Here is a 24,112-nt window from a genome sequence, read left to right as displayed (position 1 = left end):
TTCGTTAGAAATTTAGTGAGTTTTTTATGAAAAAGTTATCAAATTTTGTTTACAAGTCCTAAAATTTGGGCTATTTAGAGGATGTTTCTAAAAAATTTACAGAGAGAAACCGTATAATATGCGTTTCGGGGAGGCGCTGAACAGGGTTTGATTCATGACAAACGGGGTTCCTGCACCTCCGGGGGTATTGAATTTTCGGATGAATTTCCCGTCATTTAACGAAATAGAAACAATTTCATTTCCCTGGTCGATCCATATTTCTCCATCTTTGACAAATGGGGTCGTGAAAATGGAGTTTTCACCCTTGTATTTCCATATGGGTGCGCCCTCCTTGGAATAAAGCATTAGAGTCTGGTCTGACAAACCTATAATCAGTTTGCTTTCATCATTATGTCTTATCGACTGTAGCGAAACGATAGGGGCTTCCACCAAAATTTGGACAGGCTGTTTTTCTCCTTGATGGGGGTTGAAAAGGATCAGCTTATTGTTGCTAGAGGCTATTGCCATTATTGAATCGGCGGTGACCATATGGGAAACAGGTCCCTGGATCCGTCTGGAGAATCCACTGATGATTTGCCCCGATGCGTCATCCAACGCGTTGAACTCGCCTTCCAGATTGCAGGTGTATAGGTAATTGTGATCCTTAACGGCAAAGAAGGGGGTGGAATAAATCTTTCTTGACCAGGCCAGCTTATTGTCGGGTTTCATTGCCTTGAGAATAAATCCGTTCCATGTAGTAATGTATGTTGCCTGGTCGAGAATCTTGGCTTCGAAGGCTTTCCCGGGAAGCTGGATGTTTGTGGGTACAGACTCCTTACTGAACTCGAAAAAGTTGACTGTATAGCCGGAGGCAACCACTAGGTTCCTATCATCGCTTGCGATGACAGGTGTATTTTCAAGATGGCTGATTTTCTTAGACCACTTCAGCTCCCCGTTTTCGGTGTTGATGCAGAATAGTCTATCGGCTGCAGGATCTATCGTAAATAGGTCCTTCTTGTTGCCGAAAAGTTGGGGGTAGCGGGTTTTCGGTGAAATCGGAAGCAGGTTGATGTGTTTTGCTCCAATGGATTTCCCGTACTGGCTCAGAATAAGGTTTGTAGCGCGAGGATTGCTGGCCGAAAGTCGTACTGCTTCTGACCAGGCTTTTTGCTTTTCCTTATTGCTGCTCTTCTTGTTTTCGAGGTAGAGGGCTTTTAGGAACCAACCTTCTGCGTTGCCGGGTTCCAGGCTGAATAGAGTGTCTAGCACGGGGGCCAGGGAATCCCACATGCCCCTTTCGTAAAGGCCGATGGCCTTGTTTGCGAATACTTCGGAACGAAGAATTTTCTTACCGTAGTAACGGGGTTGAATGGGGTACAGTTTTCGTTCGCCAAAGTAAAGGAAGATTCCGTCTTCAGTATGGACGGGGGGTGCGTCAATCGGGGTGGTGAAGCTAAAATTCCAAAGAGGGTACAACAAAGTGTCTACGGCTGTAATTGTACCTTCTTCGCTGAATAATCCTAAGGTTCCCTTGGCGAGGGGATAAATCTTGGTTGCGTCACTACGGATTGACGCCCGGGTGAAGCCGCTTAATTGGTCAAAAAGGGAAACCTTGCCTGAAGCTTCCAGTACGACAAGGTTGCGTTCAAAGCTGAACATGGACTCCACGTTGTTAATGGAGGTTTTCCAAATGGGATTGTTTCCTTTTTTGGGTACGTAACAATAAAGGTTTCCGTTTGAAACGAGGAATAGCAAGTCCCTACTGATGATAGTCTGCTTAATAACGTCAAATTGGGCTATGCTGATGTTTTCATTTCCGGTTTCGGAAGACACAAAATGAAGCGCATTGTCGGCGCAGTTGAGTATGAAATCGTTTGTCGGTTTGTAGAAGCCTTCAATAGTGCAGTTTGAGTATTTTTCAGCGATGTTGGCGACAATACCTTTTTTATTGATAATGTACAGTTGCGTATTGGTTTGAATGATGGCGTGATTGTCAAGGAACAGGTAGTCTGTTGCCTTGGCTATGCCGTAGCTGACTTGAGGCACGCTTGTGTGGAATTTCTGAAAATGCAGGCTGTCTCCATCTGCGGATTGATACCAGATACCCTTGCCGGTAATAAATAGTATCTGAGAGGCGCCGGGCAGTGTTGTCGGAATAGGGATTATCTTCCCGTTGTCTATTCTGCCAACCGTTTCGTCCTGGAATAGACAGTAAGTTGGCCCCTCTCCAAAAAACCTCTTGATGCGGGTTCTTAAGTTGATTGGGGTGAGTAGGAAACTTTCAATCTGTTTGCTGGTGGCCGCATCACGTTCGGCTAGCCAATAAGATTTAGTTGTTTCGTTGGTTCTTGATAGACTTTGCTTGTAATAGAAGTTCGACGAGGAATTGTTTCCGGACAATTCCTGGATTTTTCCCAAATAGAAGTAGGCGGATTCCTGATCTTCCTGATCACCTTCTGCGGCTACATTTTCCAATATGCGGATAGCTTCCGTCACGTCCCCTTTCATTTCAAACATGTAAACGGCTTCTTGTATCAAGCTTTCCATTTTACTTGCATGAGAAAAGACACTTAAGGTCAGTATGACCATAAGCTGCAGGATGAGTGCGGAACCGGCAAATTGTTTGAATCTATTCAACATCGAACTTGTAGCCTGCTCCTCGAACAGAAATTATGATTCTGGGGTCTGTCATGTCGTCTTCGATTTTCTTACGCAGGTTTCCAATATGGTTGTCGATCGTTCTTGTAGATGGCATGTTCTCATCTGTATAACCCCAGATGTCCTTGAGTAGGTCTTCTCGTTCAACAACTTCACCACGGTGCATCCAGAAATATTTAATAATCTGGTATTCCCTGGTTGTAAGGTCCAGGGGTACGCCCTTCTTGACGGCCGAGAATTTCTTGATATCCACTTTCAAGTCTGCAAATTCAAGAACGTCCGGCACCACATTTCCGTTACCGGCCTGGGGTTCGATTCGACGTCGGAAAGCCTTGACTCTAGCCAGCAATTCCAGAATAGAAAACGGCTTGGTCACGTAGTCATCTGCGCCCATTTCCAGGCCTGCAACTTTGCTGGCTTCTTCGGTTTTTGCCGTGAGCATGATGATATAGCATTCCGGATGCTTGTTGCGGATATAGCGGCATACTTCAAAGCCGCTTTTCTTGGGAATCATCAAATCAAGCAGAACCAACTGCGGCTGGAATGAATCAGTCTTTTCGATGGCCTCTTCTCCATCACAGGCTGTTTCTACTTCGTAATTTTCCATTTCGAAGTTGTCTTGCAAACCAAATCGGATAATCTCTTCATCCTCAACAATGAGAATTTTAAAATTTTGTGCCATTCTTACTCCGCCCTTTTAAATTTTATGGTGAATGTGGATCCTTTCCCTGGTTTGCTGACGAGAGAAATTGTGGCTCGATGAGTTTCTGCCACTCTTTTTACAATGGCAAGACCTAGGCCAGAGCCTTTGGTACTGCGAGTCATTTCGTCACCAACTCTATAGAAATCATTAAATATATTTTTTTGTTCTGAACTAGCGATGCCGACACCAGTATCTGCTACAGAAAAAACGGACCATGAATCTTCTGTGTAGGTTTTTATTGTGATGTCTCCGGGAGCGTTCGTATATTTGATTGCGTTTTCGATCAAGTTTTGTGCGAGACTATATAATGCGGTGTAGTCGCCCATGACGAATACGTTAGGGTCGAATATGGTGTGGAACGTAAGTCCCTTCTCGACTCCGATGTCTTCAACGGCGTCAAAGACTTTTCTGGCGCAAATAGAAAAGTCTAACCGTTCCCATTTGAATGCTCCGGTTCCATGTTCCATGCGGGTGTAGTTGAGAATAGCCCCAATGAGGTTTTCCAGTCGGGTCGCTTCCTTACCAATAAGGTTTGAGTATTCTTGTACCTTTTCCACTTTTTGAACTCGTCCCCTGGCCATCATTTCGGCAAACATCTTGATGGAGGTCAGCGGTGTTTTCAGTTCGTGAGAAACGCTGGAGAGAAAGTTTGCCTTCATGGACAGGAGTTTTCGTTCCTGTGTAATGAACTTAAACATGAAGAAAGATCCGAATATTACCGTAATCAGGGCGAATAGCATCAAACCATACATTAGGAACATCCGATGGCGGGTTTCCTTTCGAATATCCTGCATGTCTTTCTCGTAAAGGATCAACTCAAGACCGAGCGCGTCTTCCAGGTGTACTTGGTTGATTATCGTTGTGCTGTCGAGGGCGGTTCCCAGAAGGACAAGATCGTTTTTGTCAATAACGGAGAAGGGGATGTTCTTCCAGCTTTGAGCTACGCTTTTGAGTTTGCCGAGGATTCTGTCTTTGTAGGATTCCTTGTCAATTTTGGCAATGACGACCTGGTCCCCAGAAAGGTAGGGGTATGACATCTTGAAGAGAATGATATCTTCATTGGATTTGAACGATATGCCGTCCTTACTTGCGGGGGTATTCTCTAGGATGTCCTGGAACTGGTCCTTGTGCTTGTAGAGGATGTCCATGTATCCAAGTTGCCTGTTGAAATTTTCACGTAAATTCCAGAAGGCTTCGCGCTTGTCCTGGGGAAGTTTTTCAAATGACAGAATCTGTGTAAAGGCGGATTCAAAGAAAAATCTGGATGATGCAATATTTTCTAGACTGGACCCTTCAAAGAATTCTGCCAGCACGGCAAGGCAGTAGTCCTGGGCTTCCTGATGCTTTTTCTGTTTGACAAGAATCTCGAAGTGCAGCAGTCGGACCGACCATGTAAGGTCGGCGTGAAGGTAGCCCTGCTGGTGGGGATTTTGTTCCAGAAACTCCACTAGCTTTAAGGCGTCGTCATATTTTTTTTCTTTGTAGTACAGTCGGATCAAACCCAATAAATCCTGGGTCTGTTCGGAGGGGTCGAACAAATAGAGGCTGGGCCTAAGCGATTTTGAACGCTTCTTGATGTAGTTCTTTCGGCTGTTTTCTTCTGTAAGTCCGGAGAATTCTTCGCTGAACAACTTTTTCTCTTTTAAGGTGGCGACCTTGTTTGAGAAATTTGTGGACTTGAAAAAGTGCCTTGACGAAATGTCGGGATAGATCAGCGCACCTTGATTGAAAAGGAATATGGCTTCAATTCCGTCGACAGACTTGAATTCGGACGCATGCCCAAAGTCTAGAAGTCGCTGGGGCTGTTCATAGAGAAAAAGTGATGCGTTCTTTGTTTCCAGAAAGACCTTGTGTTGCTCTTTTAGAACGCTTTCTTCAACGTCATTCTGAAATGCAGTCCTGTTTTCGTTGAAATTCTTTTGCGCCAGAAAGATTTCGTTTTGAATATTACGAAAACTGAGCACCGCCAGGATGGCGGTGGGTAGAATGATGCCTCCGACAAATAAGAGGATAAATAGCAGATTATTGCGGGAAACCTGCATAAGCTTCTTTTATAGCGGAAGGTATACTGACAATCCCGGAAACTGCAACACGATCAAGCTTCCTGCCATTAGCAGGAGCAGCAAGGCAATTGCAATAAGGGAGATGGACAATAGCGGACGAATCACTTGATTACGTTTGCCCTATGGGTAACAGAAACCTTATGTCCCATTTCGACGCGGCGATTGTTGGAATAAATTTCGCGAATCAGCACCGAGGACTCGTTTTCTGCTGCGCGAGCGATGACGCCTCTACCGAGAAGGCGAGGAGGCATGCTTGCATCAGACTTGTCTTCTTCCCAGATTGCCACAGCATCGCCGGTATTGTATCCCTTTGCGAAACCACCATCAATCAGAACGTAAGAATAAGCTCCGATAATCAGCATGGGGTCCATGGAATAACGAATAATGGCAAGGGAATCCATCTGGGCTGTCTTTTCTGCCGTATAACCTGTTACGTTAATGGGTGCAAGAGGCTGCTTCAGACGTGCTTTAGACTGGTTGATTTTGATTTCGCGGAAACTTTGTACAATCTGGGCACGAGACAAGGTGTCGCCGATAGCGGTTATTCTTGCAATGCCTGACAGTCTCAACAAGGCGAACTTGTCAAAACTTCTTCCCTTGGATGCGGGAACGTCAATAGCCTTGGCATCGACAATTTCAATGAGGTCTCCCTTCTTGAGATTGCTATTGGTCTTTTTACCGATTCCTACGACAACTTCGCTTTCGGGAAGGTGGATCAGAGGTTCTTTCTTTTCTCCAGAACGGATAGAGAAGAAGGCGCTGTCCTTCTTAAGGGAGTCCAGGGTGTAGATCTCGGGTGCCAGAATCTGGTAGTATCCATTGAACAGCTTGGGTTCGGGGCGCTGCTTGTAGTAGTAGGAATCTGTAGGTTTCTGCTTCTTTTCCTTCTTGTTCTTGCTACGAAGATCGCCTAACATGCTTTCGAAGTCTGCGTTTCTTTCGTCACCGTCATCGCAGCCTGCAGAAGTAATTCCTTTCGGCAGGTTGGAGTCGGCCACTGCAGCGTCGCAGGGATACTTTTTCATTGCAGGGTCAATGTGGAGAACCGCTTCTTCGCGGGTGCTGTCGCCGAGGTAAATGGAGTCACCCGGGTAAATCCAGTGCGGGTCCTGGATGTGGCGGTTGTTTTCCCAGAGATCGGGCCATGCAAAGGGATCCTTCAGGAATTCGTCACTCAAGTCCCACAGGGTGTCGCCTTCCTTGACGATATAGGCGGATGCAACAAGGGCTGAAAATCCCAAGCCGATTGTTAGATACTTCAAAAGACGCATATTTGAAAAACGCATATAAAACCCTGCAGGCTGAAATAGCTTTTTATTGAAATTTAACCTTTTCTCTGTTTGAACGTGGGTGCACTTTGGGCAAAATGCGGCCTTTCTGCGCTATTTTGGCGGTTTACACGTTCCTGAGGACGCTGAACATTACGAGATTTTGCCTTTTGTGCCGGGTTCTGTCCAAGAATTCCGGCTCTGTCGGGCACAAACAGGAACAGTATCTCGAATTTACCGCTTCCCGGTTCAAGGTACAGCGGGATGCTCTTGCGAAGCATATAACCTTCACGACGGAAATGCTTGATTTCCTTGGTTGCCACTTCCAGGTTAGATGTTTGCAGAAGAATTCGTTCCGGCCTGGACTGGGCTGCCATCTGTTCCACATTGGAGGCCAGGGACTCGTCTCCGGGCAGGTTGAAATAGAACGTCCAACGACCTTCGTTTTCTTCCTTGTTAAAGAACTTGGTGAAAAAATCCGCATCCACATGACCGCGATAGAATCGCATGTTTTCGTCGGGGACGTTTCGACCATTCAAACGTGAAGACTGCATGGCGTATTCGCGGCAGTCCAGCGAGGCCACCTTCTTGAATCGGTTTGCCAGGGAGGCACTGACAAAGGAACAACCCGAGTAGAATTCAAAGAAACAGTCGTCCTGGTTCGGGTGAATGGCACTCTCGATTCGCATGGGAAGGCCGATCCATGCATTCCTTGCCTTGGGAGCCCAGTCGAGCACATGCATATAGATGCCGGTTCCGCCAATAGAAATGAAGTCGCTGCCGAAGGCGCTCTTGGCTTCAACTTTCATGGGGGTGGTTCCGGTGGGATCGAACATGTAATCCGGAGTGCACTGGACGTGGTGACAACTGATAATTTCCGGGCAGGAACGTTCCAGGAAGTCTACAAATGTCTTGTAGCCGTGTGCAGAATTTCTACCTCTGAGATTGACCTGGACCAAGAGGGCGAACTGGCCGTCTCCTGTAGCCCTAAAGCAAATTTGACGGAGGGCCTTGCCGAAAATACGGAGGTGGTCCTTTTTCAGCTGTTCATTAACTCGTGTAACGACTTCAGGACGTTCCATGTCCTTGACGGGAGCTTCAATAACGAGTTTTTCGCTTGCGCCCTTGATGATTTTTACAATGCGCCAGTCGCAATTTTCTGCAGGAGTTTCCGCAGTATACCAGGCTTGGATTTTTCCAGGAATTTTTTCGGTTTCTGCCCAGGCGGCGAGTTGACGCTTAAGATCTTCGAAAGTTGGAATGACTCGTTCGACGGGTTTTGCCGGTTTTACTTCTTCGTCAACCGTGGCCTTGGCAGCAACACGTTTGTTGGCAAGAGGCGCGGCAGGACGTCTTACGGTTTCGCGTCTTTCATTTGTCTTAAAGGGCTTTCTTTGCGGCTTATACATGTCAATATCTTTTTGTTAAATCTTTTCTATAAAGTATGAGCTTATACCAGGAATCGCGGATAAATCCAGGAGCATTCGCGAGCGACCATCTTGGGGAATTCTCTGAAGTTTCCGTTAATCTGGTACAAGTTGAGGCTACCTTCAACCGGGGTCAGCTTCATGACAGAGTCTGCACGGGCTTCCAGGTATGGGAATTCGTCAATGTTGCAGCTGGATACAACGGCGCATCCGGTAAGTGCAATGATTGTATCGATCATCTGCATCAATATCTGATGGGGAGAGCCGCTCAGTCGGGTAGACTTGGGATTGTGCAACACAGAAGAAATCGGGTCAATCACGACAACGCGGTAATCGTGGTTTTCCAGTTTCTTGGCACCCTGGATTCTCTTGGCAATCAGCTGTGCTGTTTCAATCGGAGAAAGTGCAGTTCCGCGAAGATTCAGGAAACCGAACTTCGGGGTGCTGGCATTCAGGTCACGCTTGGATCCCAACAGGTGAAGGCGGTTGAGGAACACCGATTTAGTAAGTTCGAAATTAATGAAGAGAACGTCACTGGATGTGGTGGTATTACCGAACCAGTCTTCCCCGTAGCAAATGGACAGACCAAGGTCCATCAATGCAAGAGACTTGCCGCTCTTGGGAGGTGCCGTAAAGAGGAAGAATTCGCCAGCGCGGAGCATGTTTTCCACGATGGTCTGGTCTTTTTTCGGCGCTTCTTCACTGTCGCTAGCCAGCTCAATCAGCGGCTTGCCATCCAGAGAATATTCCACCCATTCACGCCATTCCTTAAAGTTCTTGGCGCCCTGTTCCAGTCCGATAAGGTACTGCTGCTTACCGCCACGAAGTACGCCCGGCATGCGGACCATCATATGGGGATTTCGGTTGGACGAATCTACTTTAAAGCCCTGGGAATCCAAGGTCTTGAAGAGGAAGTCTACGCGTTCGTTATATTCTTCTTCGTCATTTGCAAAAATCTTGATCCAGGCCTGCACGGAGTTGGCGCCTGTGTTGACCAAGGCGGCACAAGGCAGGTTCAAGGCCTTGTAGTAAGCCAACTGCTTGGCAAGACTCATCTTGGGGTTGTCGACGACGACATAACGGTAATGCCAAGATTCATCGGAGGCATCTTCTCCACCCTTAACGGCATTGATGCACAGAAGAGCGCCTTCAGGACTGTCCAGGCTCTTCATGATTTTCTTAATGGCGTCATCCTGGCCAACGATGTTGGACACCAGTTCTTCGGTACTGTTGGAGGTGTTGGAAATCTTGAACTCGATGGTTTCATCTTGTTCGAAAGTAGATTCCAGCAACTTGGCCAAGTCTTTTCGCCAGTCGGCTGCAGGCCAGGGAATGGAAAGGGCTTCGGGGTCAATCTTGAAGTTTTGCAGAAGTTCAAGAGACTGGGTGTCCAGACCCATGGCGAGCATCTGTTCCATGGAAATCATTCCCGCCGAAAGGGGGGAGATTATGGGCATGGCTACAGTCTGGGGAGTGGCCGGTGCTGCTCCACCTTCCACTGCAGGGGCCTGTGCTACCGGAGCTGCTGCGGGTGCCGCTTCTGCGGGGCGTTCAGAGGAACGTTTTTCTGCAGAGAATGCTCGACGGAGCGTCTGTTCGACTTCGTCGCCATCCATGCCTTCATCGCGAGCTTTGCCACCCAATTGGAAGCTGGCGTCCATAAAGGTCCATTCTTCTTCCATGGCGGCAACACCGGCCTTATACAGTTCGGCCTTTAGTTCGTTTCCGCTGAATTTACCTTTCAAAAACTGATTAATTATTTTTCTTGCGCTTTCCATAGGGCAGCCTCAAACTCAAAAAAATACTCAAAGTTAATGTAGCTTATTTTTTAACTAGAAATTTACAGAAAGTGATTGGTTAGACATTATAGGGTATTTTTCCATGAAAAATGGCTGAAGTACGGTTTCCTTTTCCAAAAATGCCGTTGTTTCTCCTTACAACGCGAAAACGAAATTCGATTAATCTTTTTTTTGTACAAACTTTAAATTTAGGGTAGGAATGTTGTTATTGGGAGAATAAAATGAAAAAGGACTTCAAGAATCGAATTCTTGCAGGTATGTTTGGCTTGGTCGTTGCTAATGCGGCTATAGCCCAGACCTACGACTTGCCCATTATCTTTGTGGATACAAAGCAAAAATGTCTGGACAAGAACGTTTCCGAAAAAATTCCTGCCACTATGAGGGTTTTGGATGCTGCTACAAATTCTGTAGCTGATAGCGCCAAGGGAAAACTCTATGATATCGGAATTAAGGTGAGAGGGCAATCTTCCGCCCTGTTCCCAAAGCCGGGTTATAGTGTTGAAGTTCGTGATTCCATTGGTGGAGAAATCGATGTAAGCATGTTAGGTCTCCCCGCAGCAGACGACTGGGTGTTCCATGGTCCCTACGTGGACAAGAGCATGATGCGTAACTCCCTGGCCCATTGGCTTTTTAGGCAGGCCGGCCGCTATAGCCCCCGTACCATGCATTTTGACTTGTATATCAATGGTGTTTACCGCGGTGTGTATGTGCTAATTGAAAAAATCAAGCGTGGTAAGTACCGTGTGGATGTGGCCAAACTCAAGGAAGAAGACATTGAAGGTGATGAATTGACCGGTGGTTACATCTGGGCATTCGACAAGACCGGCACTAACACCGGCGGCGCAGGCAGCGGTGATGTCAATAACGAAGGTTTCAGTACTTCGGACGGTTTGAATGTCATTCTCCACTATCCTAAAAAAGACAATATCCAGGAGCAGCAGGAAAATTACCTGAAGAAGTACCTGAACGATCTTGAAGGTCTTTTCAAGGACGGAAAGAGTGGCTCTGGCTACGAGAACTACGTGGATGTAGGATCCGCTGTCGATTACGTCCTTCATCAAGAAGTTACGAACAATGCCGACTCCTACTGGTGTAGCTTCTTCTTGCATAAAGATAAGGATAGCAAGGGCGGCAAGGTCACTTTAGGTCCTCCCTGGGACTTCAACTTGGCGATGAGCAACGGTACCTCTCCCGAAGGCCAGAACAATGGCGGCGGTATGTGGGGCGGCTTCGGTGGCATGGGTGGTTTCGGTGGCATGGGTGGTTTCGGAAGTTCGGGAACCACGGGCTGGCAAATCGAAAACAGCAGTAAGCAAATTGCCGACGGAAATGGCGGTGGCGGCATGTGGGGTGGCTTCGGAGGAAGTTCCCTGAAGGCTCCTCGTTGGCTTACCAGCATGTGGAAAAATCAGAGTTACCAAAGCGAATTGAAAAAACGCTGGGCCGAATTGCGTAGTGGCGTATGGCATACCAAGACTATGGATGCCTATCTGGATTCCATGAAGGTCTACTTGAAAAATGCTGCCGACCGTAACTTTGAACGTTGGCCGAATTTAGGAAAGTCTAGCGGTCAGAACGATAATGATCCTCAGCCTATGAAGTACTGCAATCAATCTGGCGGAGGCATGGGAATGGCCATGGGTGGTTACAACGCTGACACTTGGGATGGTGAAGTGGAGCACCTTCGCAAGAAGATGAAGGAACGTATGGCCTGGATGGATGAACAGCTCGGTTTCACCGAGCCCGCCAATCCCATTGTGACGGAACCGGTGATTCATATTCCCACCATCGAAGATAAGAAGGATACTGTATCTTCGCAGACGTTGGCTGTTGATTACAGCCGGTTGTCTCCCACGAATTTCTTTGTCGTAAACGGATCAAACCTGGAAATTCAAACAGATATTGGCGGCACATTCGCCATTATGGATTTGAACGGAGCTATTCTTTACAAGACTAGAATTCAGGTGGGCTCTACATCCATGAAGGTTCCTGCCAAGGCTCAGAATAAGCATTGGATCGCTATCCTTAACGGGAAGATGCTTTCCAGATAATTTGTACGGATTTTTCTTCCAACAAAAAAAGTCCATCGGCAAAGCCGATGGACTTCTCTTATATTTTTTTTTTCAAGAACGTAGAATCGTTCCGCAAATTACTTTGCAGGATTGAAACTGTCCTTCAGGCCAACGGTGCGGTTGAACACCAGCTTGCCCGGCTTGGAATCGTCGGAATCCAGGCAGAAGTAGCCGAGACGCAGGAACTGGAAGCGGTCTTCCATCTTGGCGTCGGCCAGGCTGGGTTCCAGCTTAGCCTGCTTAATGACCATGGATTCAGGATTCAGGTAGTTGTGCCAATCTTCGCCTTCGGGAACATCAGACGGATCTTCAAGAGTGAACAGGTTGTCGATGAGACGGACTTCTGCATCTACAGCATGAGCGGCGCTCACCCAGTGGATGGTGCCCTTCACCTTACGACCGTCAGGAGATTCGCCACCCTTGGAGGCAGGATCGTATTCGCAGTGAATGACGGTCACCTTGCCGTCTGCGTCCTTTTCGACGCTCTTGCAAGTTACGAAGTAGGCGCCCTTCAAGCGAACTTCGCCTTCCGGCTTCAAGCGGAAATACTTCTTGGGAGGTTCTTCCATGAAGTCTTCGGCTTCGATGTAAAGTTCCTTGGAGAACGGAACCATGCGGGTGCCTGCGTTCGGATCGTTGGGGTTGTTTTCAACTTCAACCATTTCCACCTTGCCGTCTTCCCAGTTGTCGATGACAACCTTCACCGGGTCGATGACTGCCATGGCACGCTTGGCGCTCTGGTTCAGTTCTTCACGGATGCAGAAGTAAAGCAGGTTCACGTCCACCATGGATTCAGCCTTGGACACTCCAATGCGGCTGCAGAATTCGCGGATGGAGCTGGGAGTAAAACCACGACGACGGAAGCCGCAGACCGTGGGCATACGGGGGTCGTTCCAGCCAAGGACTGCCTTGGTTTCCACCAGTTCCAAGAGCTTACGCTTACTCATCATGGTGTAGGTCAAGTTCAGGCGGGAGAATTCAATCTGCTGGGGGCGGTTTTCCAGACCCAGTTCAATGAGGAACCAATCGTACAGCGGGCGATGGGCTTCAAATTCCAAAGTACAGATAGAATGAGTAATGCCTTCGATCCAGTCGCTAATGGGGTGAGCGAAGTCGTACATAGGATAGATGCACCACTTGTCGCCAGTGCGGTGGTGAGTGCAGTGCTTGGTACGGTAAATCACCGGGTCGCGCATGTTCATGTTGGGGCTAGCCAAATCAACTTTTGCACGGAGGCACTTTTCGCCATCGGCATACTTGCCGTCACGCATTTCGCGGAACAGCTTCATGTTTTCTTCAACGCTACGATCGCGGTAGGGGCTGGGCTTAGAGGGCTTACCAGCATCGTTACCACGGTATTCCTGCATTTCGTCGCGGGTCAGGTCTTCAACGTAAGCCTTGCCCATTTCGATCATCTTTTCTGCAAAGGCGTAAATCTGGTCGTAGTAATCAGAAGCGAAGAATTCTTCCTTCCACTGGAAACCGAGCCACTTCACGTCTTCGCGGATAGAATCCACATATTCCACATCTTCCTTAGTGGGGTTGGTATCGTCGAAGCGGAGGTTGGTGAAACCGCCAAACTTCTGGGCGGTGCCGAAGTTCAGGCAGATAGACTTGGCATGGCCAATGTGAATGTAGCCGTTAGGTTCCGGCGGGAAACGGGTCAGCACCTTGTTGCGCTTACCGGTCTGCAAATCGTTGACAATGATGTCTTGAATAAAATTCGAAGATTCAGGAATATCCATTTTCTAACCTTTTAGGTTTTTGCCATAATTTTACGGGAAAAATGTAGAAAAATCCCTTTACTTTTCTGTCCACAGCCAGGTGCTGAGGTAGCGTTCGCCGGTATCAGGGAGCAGGGCCACAATGCGTTTGCCCTTGAACTCAGGACGCTTTGCCACGGTAAGGGCGCATTCCAGGGCTGCACCGGAAGAAATACCCACAAAAATTCCCTCTTCTGCCGCTGCATCGCGGGCGGCCTTGCCAGCCTTTTCGGTGCTGGTCAGGTAGACTTCGTCCACCACCTTGGGGTCATAAATCTTGGGGATGAAGTTTGCCCCGATACCCTGGATCTTATGGGGGCCAGCAACGCCCTTGGAAATCATAGGGGAGTCGTCGGGCTCGATAGCGATTACATGCAGGTTGGGATTCTTTTCCTTGAGGTACTTTGCGGTTCCGCTGACAGTTCCGCCTGTGCCTGCCGTAGCGATAAATACATCCACCTTGCCTTCGGTATCTCTCCAGATTTCGGGACCGGTGGTCTTGTAATGGGCGTCGGGATTGGCGGGGTTTTCAAACTGCTGGGGAATAAAGCTCCCAGGATTTGCTGCCGCAATTTCGTTTGCCTTTTCGATACAGCCGGCCATTCCCCTGGCACCTTCAGTAAGGACTACTTCTGCTCCCAGGGATTTCAGCAGCATGCGTCGTTCCATGCTCATGGAGTCGGGCATGGTCAGCACAACCTTGTAACCCTTTACGGCTCCAACATAGGCGAGGCCTACGCCGGTGTTTCCACTGGTGGGTTCGATAATCAGAGCGCCGGGTTTCAGTTTGCCTTCCTTTTCTGCGGCTTCAATCATTTCTAGAGCCACACGGTCCTTGGCGCTGCCCAGGGGGTTGAACATTTCAAGTTTGACGTAGACTTCGGCATCTCCCTTATTCAGTTTGTTTATGCGGACAAGGGGGGTATTACCGATAGTTTCAAGAATGCTGTTGTATAGTGACATCTGGTTACCAAGTGATAATTGGGAAAAAGGAAAATCTAACGACGAATGCTTCTGCGGAAACCGCCATTACCTTGGCTGTTTGATTCTCGTGAACGATCGTCTCCGTTGCGGCGATCGTCATATTTACGGTCGTCGTTATAGGTTGAACTCTGGGAAGAATTCGTCTTCTTGTTTCTTGTCAAGTTCTGCGGATTGCTGACAGGTCTATATTCTTCCTGAGGATGTACATTTTCTGTTTTCGTGTATGTAGGTCTTTGTTGTTCCTGCTTTGCAGGTTGCGGTTTTGTTGAAGGCTTGGGACTAGTTTCCCTAACAGGAAGGCGATGATGGCTCTGGGGCTGGGATGGGGCCGGTGCGTAGGAATGTCCGCCATGCCTTGGGGGCTGTGCATTGTAATGGTGGCGCGGTCTAGGTGGACGCGGATGGTGACGGATGGTGTGGCTATGCCATTCGAACCAGGTGTCGCCCCAAACCCAATCGTTATACCAGTATCCAGTCCAGACCACATGGCCATAGTGCATCGGTACATAACGGTCTGTGTGAACATAATACACTACAGAGGGGTTATAGACAGGAACATAAATGTATTCCTTTTTCACCGGTTCAATTGTAATGTATACATCCCGTTCGACTTTTATGTATTGGTCAGAGTTCAGATTCCCGTGGTCATAAGCAGCGTGGCGCATACGCTGGACTGCAAACATAACTTCGCCATTCTGATTCTTTACGGCTCTGCCCAGCTGAGATGTCCAGGTGGAGTATTTTGCCATGGTGGCAAGAATCGTCGGGAAGGGAATCAGGGCTAGAACACTGGCGTCGTAATCAAGGCCAGCGCGCTGCATTTCCGCCGTGAGTGCTTCACCTTTGAAACCCTTGTGGGCGTTTGCCCAGAGGCTTGCCGATGGAATTTCGTCATTGTGGGTTGATGCCGTTAAAACGTGGGCCAACAGCGGATCTGGATAAAGTGCGATGGTTGCGACCAATGTATCCAATTCCTCTGCGGAATAGTCTGCCGCCTTGGCGCTTCCCGAGAAGGTCATGAGTGCAAAGGTTATTGCAAGGAACCATTTGACTAAAATGTTTTTCTGAAAAGACTTTTCCATAAACAACTCCTGTACCTCAATTTACAAAAAAGGCCTCTTCATGGATTTAATCCGCGGGAGTTTTTGTGCTAGAGGTAATTTTTGACTCTTATTTCAGGATTCAGATTTTCTTTGGGTAATTTAGGCACGTATAGCTTTACCGCATAGGCGTAGGAGTCGTTTTCGGCAATGATATCACCTTCCTGCAGGTCTTCATAAACTTCAATTTCGATTTCTACTCCGTCCCTGGCGGTCTTGCGATTCATTCGCATCGACAGTTCTTCCTTGGTAAAGAGGACGTCGATGACTTTCTTATAGCTGCCGTGATGGGTTGTGCCTAAAATTCGGGTACATTTCATTGGGCAAAACTCGAATTACTTGGTGTCGAACTTTACTGTAGGAGCGGTGCTTGCGCCTGCGTCTGCAGAGAACTGCACTTTGGGGCTGGCTCCTGCAAATCCGGCAATCAGACTGTTGGGGAACATGCGGATGGTGGTGTTGTACTGCATGACCACTTCGTTGTAACGCTTACGTTCCACGGCAATGCGGTTTTCTGCACCTTCAAGCTGCACGCGCAGTTCCTGGAAACTGGTGTTGCTCTTCAAGTTCGGATAGTTTTCGCTGACAGCCATCAAACGCTGCAGGGCGCCGCCCAGGGTAGCCTGGGTTTCCTGAAAGCGCTTCATGGCCACTTCGTCGTTCAGGACGTTTTCGTCAACTTTAACGACGCCGCCCATATGGCTGCGGGCATCCACAACGGCAGTCAGGGTGCTCTTTTCAAAGTCGGCTTCACCCTGCACGGTAGCCACAAGATTGGGAACCAGGTCAAAACGGCGCTGGTAGGTGTTCTCGACTTGAGCCCACTGGGCCTTTACGCCTTCGTCCAAGGCGATAATATTGTTATAGACGCTAACGGACTTGCCAACAATGATTGCTGCAAGCAAGATGACGGAAACGAGAGTGCCGATAATTACCTTTTTCATACCACCTCCATGGTGTCGACGAGGTTGACTATTTCTGTGACGGTACTAATATAGCTATTCACGCTGTCCAGGAACAGTTTCTCGTTTTTGCTGCTGATGGGAGTCTGCAAGGCTGGGTAGTCGTTAAAGATCTGCTGGTGATTTTCGGGATATTCCCTGTGGTTCAGGTAGTATACTCCGTACATGGTAGGAAGCATGGTGGAACTTGCCCGTACGAAGAATCCCAGGGGGTTGCGATCTTCCTTGAGATAGGTAAAGGCCCTGCGCAGATGGACTAGCAAACCGCGCAACTCGCGTTCGCATTCCAGACGCAGACATTCCATGTTGGGCTCGTAATTGGGGAGGGGAGCTGCACCGGCAATGACTGCGTTGCGATGGGCGATGTGCAGAAATTCCAACGGGAAGACGTCTTCTGAAGACTGGATTTCCTTTAGGGTGAAGTAATAGCGGAATTCAATATTTTCTTTCTTGGCCTTTTTCAGCAGGTTCTGCAGGGGGGCGATCTTTTCGCTGGAGTTGTCCCTCAGAATGAAGCTGATAGTCCAGGGGGATTCCATGGAATTGAAACCTTCCATCAGACAGTCGCCGTGGGCGAAAGCCGAAATCAGGTTGTCGCCTAAAGTTTCCTGCAGAAGGCGGGGCCAGTCGGAATTCTGTAGTTCGATGACGCTCAAGTTCTTTTTCATATATCAAATGCCTATTTAAAAATTCAAGTTATATCCATTTATGGATTGCAAAAATCATATGGGGCTTTTTGTTTGTGTTGCGCTAAATTATTACCAGCTTCCGCCGGAACCGCCGCCACCAAAGCCTCCGCCGCCGAATCCGCCACCAAAGCCTCCTCGACCGCCGAATCCTCCGCCAAAGCCACCGCGGCTTCCGCTGTTTCGGCTAGCGTTACCGATGGCATTGCCCAGCATAAACCAGAGGCAACCATTTCCGCGGCCTCCACTAAACTTGGCCATCATCAGCATAAAGGCGACAAACATGATGAACAGCACCATGCGTGCAGGAACTCCGCTTTCTTCGGGAACTGGGTTTTCGCCGATATTTAGCTGGATGTTCTTTTCTTTTGCGATGACTTGTGCAATTTCCCAGGCTAGAGCTAAAATTCCCGTTCCGTATTTTTGTTGCCTAAATGCAGGAACTAGTGTTGCCTGTTGCAACCTTTCTGCAAGGGCGTCAGGCAGGTATCCTTCGGCTCCATAACCGACTTCCACGCTACGTCGACGTTGCTTCTGGGCGACGAAAATCAAAATTCCTTCATTGGATTTTCCACCGACGCCCCAGTTCTGCGCCGTACGGACTGCGAAGTCCCTGTAGTCGTTGTTCCCAATGTCGTTCATAAGGGCGGCCGCTAACCCTACACCGGCCTTCCTGTATAATTCTTCTGCAATCAGATTGAACTGTTGCACTTCCTGTGCGCTCATTAAACGATTTTCGTCGTAGACATAGCTGTTTACAGGACGGGCTGGCAGTTCTTTATCGCTGCTGTTTTTTAAGCCGATCCCCGCAAAAGCAGTTGAGGCCAGGGCTATACATAAAAGTATCGCCCACATTGCTATTGATGAAACGGAACTCTTCTTTCTCATTGGTTTGAAAATAGAAAGTTCATGGACTGATGTTAGACCATGAACTTTTTTTTTCAAAAATGTAGGGTGTATTTTTGCGTTTAAATGTGTTTTTTATCTTATTTACAATAATCGTCTAATTGTTTCTTTAACGGCGTAAAGTTGATCTTCTTTATGACAGCAATAGTGGCATCCATTTCTCGTTTGCCGTTTTCATGGCCCGATGTAAGGAAAGTAATATTGTCTCCCTTTAGGGACAGATTCACGTCATAAGGTGTTGTGAACTTTCCCGGAACATATTCTATGGGTTTTCCTGCACTTGTTGAAATGTTTAATTTTAGAATGGGTGATTTTACATCGGAATCAATAAAAATTGATTTTTTTGCCAACCCTTTTTCAAGGGCACTGCAAATCGTTGCGTCTTCCTTACATTGAACATTTATGTTGCAGCGGGTCTGGGAAACCTTGAAATCGATTTCAATTTTCTTGCGTAAGCCAGATGCGGTGAGGTAATCTTCAGGCAGGTTTGGCTCGATTACAATGACAAAGGGACCTTTGTCGATGTCAATGTTTTTTATGTTGAATCTTGCGGTTCCGTCCTTTTGAGTTCGTCTTTCATCTAGAACTGTTCGCCCCTGTTTTGCGACGAGCGTGAAACCTTCGATGAATTCTTTTTCGTTAGATACCGTTACTTCAAGGGGCGAAATTTCAGGTTTTGACAGTTGTAGCGGTTGACTAGGACCTTCAAATTTTAATTTGGAAAGTTCACGGACGATGTCTGATTTTATTCCCTGGAGGTCATGCTTTAAACGATGACTTTCGTTTATGGGGTATACCTTGCCCAGTTCATTGACCAGGACATTGTATTGCGCAGGAAGGGGTTTTGCTTTTTCGATGGCCTCGATTGCACTATCGAACCTTCCCTTGTTTAGGGCGTCCCTTGCCGTTTCTTCCAGTTTTGTAACATCTAACTGGATAGATTTCATCTTGAATTGAATGTCTGCGGTGAATTCATCAAGGTCCAGTGTCGCCGTAGCCTTGAAACCTTTGGCGGCAGGTTCCTTTTTTACAACGACTCCCTTAACCTGGATGTCGCTGGAAACCTTGCTGTTAGAGAGAAAACTTTCGCTGAAGGAACTCTCTTTTCCAGATGTAATTTCTTCCTTGTTTAAAGTCTGATTGACTTTGACTTGTGCAGAAATTTGCTTTGCAACGCCTGCGATGGCGGCATTGTTTGCCTCTTCCTGGGATTCCTGCGAAGTGGCTGTATAGGTAATAATCTTGCCTGCCTGGGCGTAGGCGACAAGCATAGTACACAGCGCTACCATTTTAAGAGTCTTCATAGAACATCCATTATGATCAGCTTCTTGGTGATGTTGATCTTCTTTGTGGAGGCGGTTGATTTTACGGCTTTGCGAATTTGGCTATAGACGTCGTTTACGTCGTCAGAGTCGCTGTAGACAACCATGTCGATGGTTTTGGCAGTCATGGTGTTGACTTTTGCCTTTTTGAACTTGGTTTTCACGTTCTGGACAATGTCCTCTTCAACATCCTCAATTTGGCTGTCGTCGTAATCGCCGCGGATGTTCATGATGACCTTGTATTTATTGCCTTCTCGAAGGTCATCGGCCCAGTAGGCGTAAATTTTGGATTCCAGTCCGGGCATGGCTTTTTTCGCGGCAGTTTTCAAATTTGCCTGCTGGTCAATTTTCTCCATTCTGCCGTGGCTGTCGATTGTGGAGTTCTGGGTTCCTAGAAGTCTAGCCGTTGAAGACTCGTAGGCGTTCAATTCTACGGTAACAATACCACGGCGGTCTACAGAGCCTGAAAACTTGATGTAGACATCGGCATTGAGCACGAGACTGGCCAAGTAGGCCAAATCCTCATCGGAACTGGCCAGACTGTTCTGTACCTGGATGACTTTATCTAGCGCTTCATTTCCTTCTAGATACTTGACTTCATACCGACGTTGAGTCAAGTATTCGTTAATTCCGTCCATGGCCGCCCTGGCAAGGGGATTGTTTGTTACAACTTGAAGACCGCTTAGCCCCTTAGAATTTAAGGCGGGAATGACCATAATGACCGGATGTGGAAAATCTTCGGGAATGGATGTTATGACCTGGGGCTGACTCTGGGGTTGATCCTTGGGAGCGTATTTTCCCTCATATTGGGAATAGCGATCTGTATGCTTGATTTCTCCACCGCTTTTCTTGGCGGTTGAGGAGCCGTCTAATTCCTTATATGCGGAATTTGCGTTCTTACGTGTAGAAACCGTGCCGTTATCTGCTGCGGCAATCGATGCAAAAAGTACCAGAAATCCAATTGCGTAATTTACAAAGTTCATATGAATAAAATTACCCAATCATTTGGCATATGTCAAAGTGGAAGTAAACTTTTTTTAATGAACAATGCGTTTTTTTAATGACAAGTATACCATTCCCTAAAAACACTATATATTTAAAACAGGTTTAATGGTTTAATAAAGACGTTGCATGAGGATGCTATAATGGAAAAATGGTTTTGGCTTCCCGACTGGGCTTCGGATTTGAGTCTGTGGGAGGATGATCTTATCAGTGCAAATCCGGAGGCTGAACACGTCTTTGTCTCGTATGGAGACATGGTTTCCTGTTTAGACGGAATGTATGGCCTAAAGGGTCTTTCCGAGGCGACAACTGTTGTCGCTTGGGGGCTTGGCGCCTTGGCTTTGCTTAAGGATGCCAAGAATAAGCCTTGCGGTCAGAAGTGGATTCTTTTGTCGCCTTATGCAGATTTTTGTGATGAAGAAAGCAACTGGACCGATCAAACTTTGACTTTTATGGCCAGGCAGGTTCGAAATGCTGCTGAACCGACCTTGAATGCTTTTATGGAGTTCCTGGAAAATGAGTTTGGCGAATGGCAGGATGAATGGTTCAGTGCCGCCTTGAAAATGGATAAAAACGCACTTGGTGATGGCTTGAATTATCTTGTGCGAAATAAAATTGATTCAAAAATTGAAGATAACGGAGAAACAAAGGTCCTGTTTGGACGTATGAACCAGGCCGTCTTACCTAGTTTGACGTTGGGTTTGAAAGAATTCTTGCCCAATGCTGAATTTAAGGAACGCCCCAAGGCCGGCCATTGGCCTCCGATGCTTATGCTTTAATTTTACGAAAGCAACGGCAGTTTAATGTCAGGGCGATAATCAAGTACGCCAGGAAGAATATTAAAAGGCCTGTTTCTACATGATCGCCGATGTGGCTATATAAGGTATCTCTTGTCTTAAGAGGTACCTTTCTCTGTATGACGGCATCGGTGAAAAGTTTAGTGTTTAGATCGAAGTGCCCATATTGGTCGATGAATACAGAAACACCGCTGTTGGCCAATCTTGCTACGGGCATTCCATTTTCTATGGCGCGGTAGCGAACCAGGTTCAAGTGCTGGTAGGGGGCCGTACTTCTGCCGAACCAACCGTCATTGGTGATGTTCACCATAAGGCGGGAACCGCTGCGGATGGCTTCTCGAATTAAATCACCAAAAATGGCGTCATAGCAAATGTATGGAGTCCAGTCGTAAGGTCCGTATACGGGGGTTTCCTTGCCAGGAACAAAATCACCTTCGCCCAGGTCCACATAATTCAAAATGGGGAATATATCGTCAAAGGGGATTCTTTCGCTGAAAGGTACCAAATGCTTCTTGATATATCGGCTGTATCCCGATTCGCCGGGTCTGAACAGGAAAGAGGCGTTATAAATGTCAAACTTGCGAATGCTGCCAGGAGGGTTTCTTTTATAATCTAGGGCTCCGGTCATCAGTTGTGCGTTTTTCAGTGTGGCCGTCTTGTTGAGGAGTCGGATGACTGCGGGCTGCCTTCTGATGTGGTCGGGAATGGCGGTCTCTGCGAGGACGATAAGGTTTGCTCCCGCACGCACGCTGTCGTTTACCATGCCGATTGTCTTGTTGACGATGGAGTCAAAACGGTCCTTGCTCCATTTGGCACCTTGGGCGATACTGGGCTGGACCAGGGCAATTGATGGATTTTCGGGGGAATCAGCGTTGTTGAAAGGTTGGGCTTCCTTTGAAGAAAGAACAATTGAACCCTGAATTAGAAGCAGTATGAAAATGACTGCGGGAACCGAGAAAATGGGAAGTGCCTTTTTGAGATTTTTGCAGTTGGCCAAGGCATGGGCGACGGCCTGGTTGGAGGCAACGACCATGATCGTGTAACCAAAGATGCCGACCCAGGGGAGCATTTGCAGAAGTTCCAGATGGTTTCCGAAGGTGTAACCTAGGTGGCTCCATGGAAAACTGAAATCCCCTCGGGTACGAGTCATTTCAAGACCTGCGTAAAATACGGGGAAAAGGGGGAGTAGTAAACGATGGCCTTTGATGGAGGCCTTTGCTGCTAGAGTGTAGACGTACGCGGCAAGAACGTTGTATATGCTGAAGTAGGCGATGAGTAGGAACAGTCCGAACAATATCAATCCCGACGGAGCTGTTTCTACATGCATTACATTGTAAATCCAGTAGTAGTTGATTGTATTGTATAGGATGGCTGACCAGAATGTGGCGAACAGGGCCTGTTGCCTTCCGTAACGGTTAAGGACTATAAACCAGGGAACTAGCAGCAATAACGCTGCCGGGCCAAGGGGCATGGGCGGGTAGGCGAACGCATAAAGTCCCCAGGAGAAAGTACATAGCATCAAGGCGGTTCGTGAATCCTGTTCCTTGATTCTGCGTATGTTCCAGCGGAAAAAATTGACTAGCCAGAACAGGCCGACTGGGCAGAACGTCATGGCGATCTGGACGATACCAGCATGGCCGGCTCCATTATAGTTGGCAGTATTGTAGTCTATGGCCAGATTTAAAAAGGATAGGACGCTGTACGTGTAAATCCAACGAGTAAAGTTCTTTCGGATTGTTTTGACAAAAAGAAACGGAAGTGCCAATATAAAGGGAATACACTGGATGTTCTGGGTGTAGAGTCCAGGTTCGTCAGCCCTTGCTGCAAAAATAATGATTTCAGCAATGAAGGTTACCGCAGCGTAAATCTTGTAGGCTTTCGGCAATTCGCAAATATATCGTTTGACCTTTTCCATGAAAAAACTCGTTAAAGACCGCTCTTGTCCTGAGGGTTGAAAACTAATACGAATTCGCCTTTGGGCGGATGACTTTTAAAGTGGGCAGAAATTTCTGTCGGCGTCCCAATAAGATGTTCCTCGAACTTCTTGGTCAATTCTCGCATGAGGGCGATCTTGATGTCTCCGAATACGAGCTTGATTTCTTCGACGAACTTGTCGATGTTGTGGGGGCTGGCGTAAAAAATCTGGGTCGCTTCCTCATCCTTCAGTTTTTCTAGTAAGTGGATGCGCTGGGCGCTCTTCTTAGGGGAGAAATACTGGAATGCAAAATGGTCGGTAGGCATACCGCTACTGATCAGGGCGGTAATCATGGCGCAGGGGCCGGGGATGGCTCGAACGTCGATTCCTTCACGGACACATTCTCTAACTAGGTTAAATGCCGGGTCGGCTACGCCTGGGGTTCCTGCGTCGCTTATCAGCGCAATGTTGCCCTCGTTTTTTAGAAATTCAACGTACTTGGGCGTGACCTTTTCCTTGTTGAAATCGTGATAAGGTTCCATGGTCGTGTTGATGCCGTAGGCATCGAACAGGATTCGGCTGTGACGAGTATCTTCTGCCAGAACCAGAGGAACTTCCTTGAGAATACGGACTGCTCGATAGGTGATGTCTTCCATGTTGCCGATGGGAGTCGCGACAATGTATAGTGTATGAGCCATGGTAAAAA

At 47.6% G+C, this 24,112-nt stretch carries 19 protein-coding genes; 2 read left to right on the top strand and 17 right to left on the bottom strand.

Annotated elements, in window-relative coordinates; genetic code table 11:
• Nucleotides 1–96: 96 nt before the first annotated feature.
• The 6 genes from BUB94_RS03120 to BUB94_RS03095 all read right to left on the bottom strand — a co-directional run bounded on the left by BUB94_RS03120 (nt 97) and on the right by BUB94_RS03095 (nt 9,876).
• Entirely contained in the window at nt 97–2,496 is a 2,400-nt protein-coding gene (locus BUB94_RS03120; RefSeq protein ID WP_175549674.1) for a PQQ-binding-like beta-propeller repeat protein, read from the bottom strand.
• Between the two features lie 112 nt (nt 2,497–2,608).
• The gene (locus tag BUB94_RS03115) at nt 2,609–3,319 is read right to left on the bottom strand and encodes a response regulator transcription factor (RefSeq protein WP_073156053.1); all 711 of its coding nucleotides are present in this window, start codon (nt 3,317–3,319) and stop codon (nt 2,609–2,611) included.
• 2 nt (nt 3,320–3,321) lie between these two features.
• Entirely contained in the window at nt 3,322–5,382 is a 2,061-nt protein-coding gene (locus BUB94_RS03110) for a sensor histidine kinase (RefSeq protein WP_073156056.1), read from the bottom strand.
• A 122-nt stretch (nt 5,383–5,504) separates the two neighbouring features.
• On the bottom strand, nt 5,505–6,689 hold the full coding sequence (locus BUB94_RS03105; RefSeq protein WP_249505582.1) for a LysM peptidoglycan-binding domain-containing protein: 1,185 nt from the start codon (nt 6,687–6,689) through the stop codon (nt 5,505–5,507).
• Between the two features lie 38 nt (nt 6,690–6,727).
• The gene (locus tag BUB94_RS03100) at nt 6,728–8,080 is read right to left on the bottom strand and encodes a hypothetical protein (RefSeq protein ID WP_073156059.1); all 1,353 of its coding nucleotides are present in this window, start codon (nt 8,078–8,080) and stop codon (nt 6,728–6,730) included.
• Between the two features lie 41 nt (nt 8,081–8,121).
• Nucleotides 8,122–9,876, bottom strand: a complete 1,755-nt coding sequence (locus tag BUB94_RS03095) for an AAA family ATPase (RefSeq protein ID WP_073156061.1) — start codon at nt 9,874–9,876, stop codon at nt 8,122–8,124.
• Between the two features lie 242 nt (nt 9,877–10,118).
• Here BUB94_RS03095 and BUB94_RS03090 point away from each other — a divergent pair, with 242 nt between their 5' ends.
• Nucleotides 10,119–11,948, top strand: a complete 1,830-nt coding sequence (locus BUB94_RS03090) for a CotH kinase family protein (RefSeq protein ID WP_083538071.1) — start codon at nt 10,119–10,121, stop codon at nt 11,946–11,948.
• A 98-nt stretch (nt 11,949–12,046) separates the two neighbouring features.
• Here the strand turns inward: BUB94_RS03090 and BUB94_RS03085 are convergent, their stop codons facing one another.
• From BUB94_RS03085 to BUB94_RS03045, 9 genes are all read right to left on the bottom strand, one after another.
• The gene (locus BUB94_RS03085) at nt 12,047–13,714 is read right to left on the bottom strand and encodes a glutamine--tRNA ligase/YqeY domain fusion protein (RefSeq protein WP_073234095.1); all 1,668 of its coding nucleotides are present in this window, start codon (nt 13,712–13,714) and stop codon (nt 12,047–12,049) included.
• Between the two features lie 57 nt (nt 13,715–13,771).
• Nucleotides 13,772–14,695 (bottom strand): cysteine synthase A, encoded by a 924-nt coding sequence (cysK, locus tag BUB94_RS03080; protein ID WP_073156067.1) that lies wholly within the window; start codon nt 14,693–14,695, stop codon nt 13,772–13,774.
• A 35-nt stretch (nt 14,696–14,730) separates the two neighbouring features.
• Complete coding sequence (locus tag BUB94_RS03075; protein ID WP_073156070.1) at nt 14,731–15,798, bottom strand: DUF3300 domain-containing protein; 1,068 nt, start codon at nt 15,796–15,798, stop codon at nt 14,731–14,733.
• Nucleotides 15,799–15,866: 68 nt separating this feature from the next.
• Entirely contained in the window at nt 15,867–16,136 is a 270-nt protein-coding gene (locus tag BUB94_RS03070; protein ID WP_073156072.1) for a hypothetical protein, read from the bottom strand.
• Nucleotides 16,137–16,151: 15 nt separating this feature from the next.
• Nucleotides 16,152–16,760, bottom strand: a complete 609-nt coding sequence (locus BUB94_RS03065; protein ID WP_073234093.1) for a LemA family protein — start codon at nt 16,758–16,760, stop codon at nt 16,152–16,154.
• A complete protein-coding gene (locus BUB94_RS03060) occupies nt 16,757–17,446 on the bottom strand; it encodes a hypothetical protein (protein ID WP_073156077.1) in 690 nt (229 codons plus the stop codon). Before BUB94_RS03060 ends, BUB94_RS03065 begins: the two co-directional genes overlap by 4 nt.
• A gap of 90 nt (nt 17,447–17,536) precedes the next feature.
• Nucleotides 17,537–18,352, bottom strand: a complete 816-nt coding sequence (locus BUB94_RS03055) for a TPM domain-containing protein (RefSeq protein WP_073234234.1) — start codon at nt 18,350–18,352, stop codon at nt 17,537–17,539.
• 98 nt (nt 18,353–18,450) lie between these two features.
• Nucleotides 18,451–19,674, bottom strand: a complete 1,224-nt coding sequence (locus tag BUB94_RS03050; RefSeq protein ID WP_073234090.1) for a hypothetical protein — start codon at nt 19,672–19,674, stop codon at nt 18,451–18,453.
• Nucleotides 19,671–20,675, bottom strand: a complete 1,005-nt coding sequence (locus BUB94_RS03045) for a hypothetical protein (RefSeq protein WP_139259072.1) — start codon at nt 20,673–20,675, stop codon at nt 19,671–19,673. The genes BUB94_RS03050 and BUB94_RS03045 overlap by 4 nt, the downstream gene beginning before the upstream one ends.
• Nucleotides 20,676–20,837: 162 nt before the next feature.
• On the opposite strand from BUB94_RS03045, the gene BUB94_RS03040 reads away from it, so the two are divergent.
• A complete protein-coding gene (locus BUB94_RS03040) occupies nt 20,838–21,473 on the top strand; it encodes an alpha/beta hydrolase (RefSeq protein ID WP_249269319.1) in 636 nt (211 codons plus the stop codon).
• On the opposite strand, the gene lnt is transcribed toward BUB94_RS03040, so the two are convergent.
• Together lnt and rsmI are read right to left on the bottom strand one after the other, a co-directional pair.
• The gene (gene lnt, locus BUB94_RS03035; RefSeq protein WP_083538069.1) at nt 21,463–23,406 is read right to left on the bottom strand and encodes an apolipoprotein N-acyltransferase; all 1,944 of its coding nucleotides are present in this window, start codon (nt 23,404–23,406) and stop codon (nt 21,463–21,465) included. The genes BUB94_RS03040 and lnt overlap by 11 nt on opposite strands.
• A gap of 11 nt (nt 23,407–23,417) precedes the next feature.
• Nucleotides 23,418–24,104 carry a 16S rRNA (cytidine(1402)-2'-O)-methyltransferase gene (gene rsmI, locus BUB94_RS03030; protein ID WP_073234085.1) on the bottom strand — a complete coding sequence of 229 codons (687 nt, stop codon included), beginning with the start codon at nt 24,102–24,104 and terminating at the stop codon, nt 23,418–23,420.
• Nucleotides 24,105–24,112: the final 8 nt, after the last annotated feature.

It is taken from the genome of Fibrobacter sp. UWH9 (genome assembly GCF_900129715.1).
Classification (GTDB): domain Bacteria; phylum Fibrobacterota; class Fibrobacteria; order Fibrobacterales; family Fibrobacteraceae; genus Fibrobacter.
Note: the sequence above shows the minus strand (reverse complement) of the source record. Positions and strands in the feature narration are given on the sequence as shown.

Bases quoted from the DNA above. Each gene is read 5' to 3' on its own strand.
- BUB94_RS03120 (WP_175549674.1), bottom strand. From the start codon at position 2,496: ATGTTTGAAATGAAAGGGGACGTGACGGAAGCTATCCGCATATTGGAA.
- BUB94_RS03070 (WP_073156072.1), bottom strand. From the start codon at position 16,136: ATGAAATGTACCCGAATTTTAGGCACAACCCATCACGGCAGCTATAAG.
- BUB94_RS03060 (WP_073156077.1), bottom strand. From the start codon at position 17,446: ATGAAAAAGAACTTGAGCGTCATCGAACTACAGAATTCCGACTGGCCC.
- BUB94_RS03090 (WP_083538071.1), top strand. From the start codon at position 10,119: ATGAAAAAGGACTTCAAGAATCGAATTCTTGCAGGTATGTTTGGCTTG.
- BUB94_RS03065 (WP_073234093.1), bottom strand. From the start codon at position 16,760: ATGAAAAAGGTAATTATCGGCACTCTCGTTTCCGTCATCTTGCTTGCA.
- lnt (WP_083538069.1), bottom strand. From the start codon at position 23,406: ATGGAAAAGGTCAAACGATATATTTGCGAATTGCCGAAAGCCTACAAG.
- BUB94_RS03045 (WP_139259072.1), bottom strand. From the start codon at position 20,675: ATGAACTTTGTAAATTACGCAATTGGATTTCTGGTACTTTTTGCATCG.
- BUB94_RS03110 (WP_073156056.1), bottom strand. From the start codon at position 5,382: ATGCAGGTTTCCCGCAATAATCTGCTATTTATCCTCTTATTTGTCGGA.
- BUB94_RS03075 (WP_073156070.1), bottom strand. From the start codon at position 15,798: ATGGAAAAGTCTTTTCAGAAAAACATTTTAGTCAAATGGTTCCTTGCA.
- BUB94_RS03055 (WP_073234234.1), bottom strand. From the start codon at position 18,352: ATGAGAAAGAAGAGTTCCGTTTCATCAATAGCAATGTGGGCGATACTT.
- BUB94_RS03100 (WP_073156059.1), bottom strand. From the start codon at position 8,080: ATGTATAAGCCGCAAAGAAAGCCCTTTAAGACAAATGAAAGACGCGAA.
- BUB94_RS03105 (WP_249505582.1), bottom strand. From the start codon at position 6,689: ATGCGTTTTTCAAATATGCGTCTTTTGAAGTATCTAACAATCGGCTTG.
- cysK (WP_073156067.1), bottom strand. From the start codon at position 14,695: ATGTCACTATACAACAGCATTCTTGAAACTATCGGTAATACCCCCCTT.
- BUB94_RS03095 (WP_073156061.1), bottom strand. From the start codon at position 9,876: ATGGAAAGCGCAAGAAAAATAATTAATCAGTTTTTGAAAGGTAAATTC.
- BUB94_RS03050 (WP_073234090.1), bottom strand. From the start codon at position 19,674: ATGAAGACTCTTAAAATGGTAGCGCTGTGTACTATGCTTGTCGCCTAC.
- rsmI (WP_073234085.1), bottom strand. From the start codon at position 24,104: ATGGCTCATACACTATACATTGTCGCGACTCCCATCGGCAACATGGAA.
- BUB94_RS03085 (WP_073234095.1), bottom strand. From the start codon at position 13,714: ATGGATATTCCTGAATCTTCGAATTTTATTCAAGACATCATTGTCAAC.
- BUB94_RS03040 (WP_249269319.1), top strand. From the start codon at position 20,838: ATGGAAAAATGGTTTTGGCTTCCCGACTGGGCTTCGGATTTGAGTCTG.
- BUB94_RS03115 (WP_073156053.1), bottom strand. From the start codon at position 3,319: ATGGCACAAAATTTTAAAATTCTCATTGTTGAGGATGAAGAGATTATC.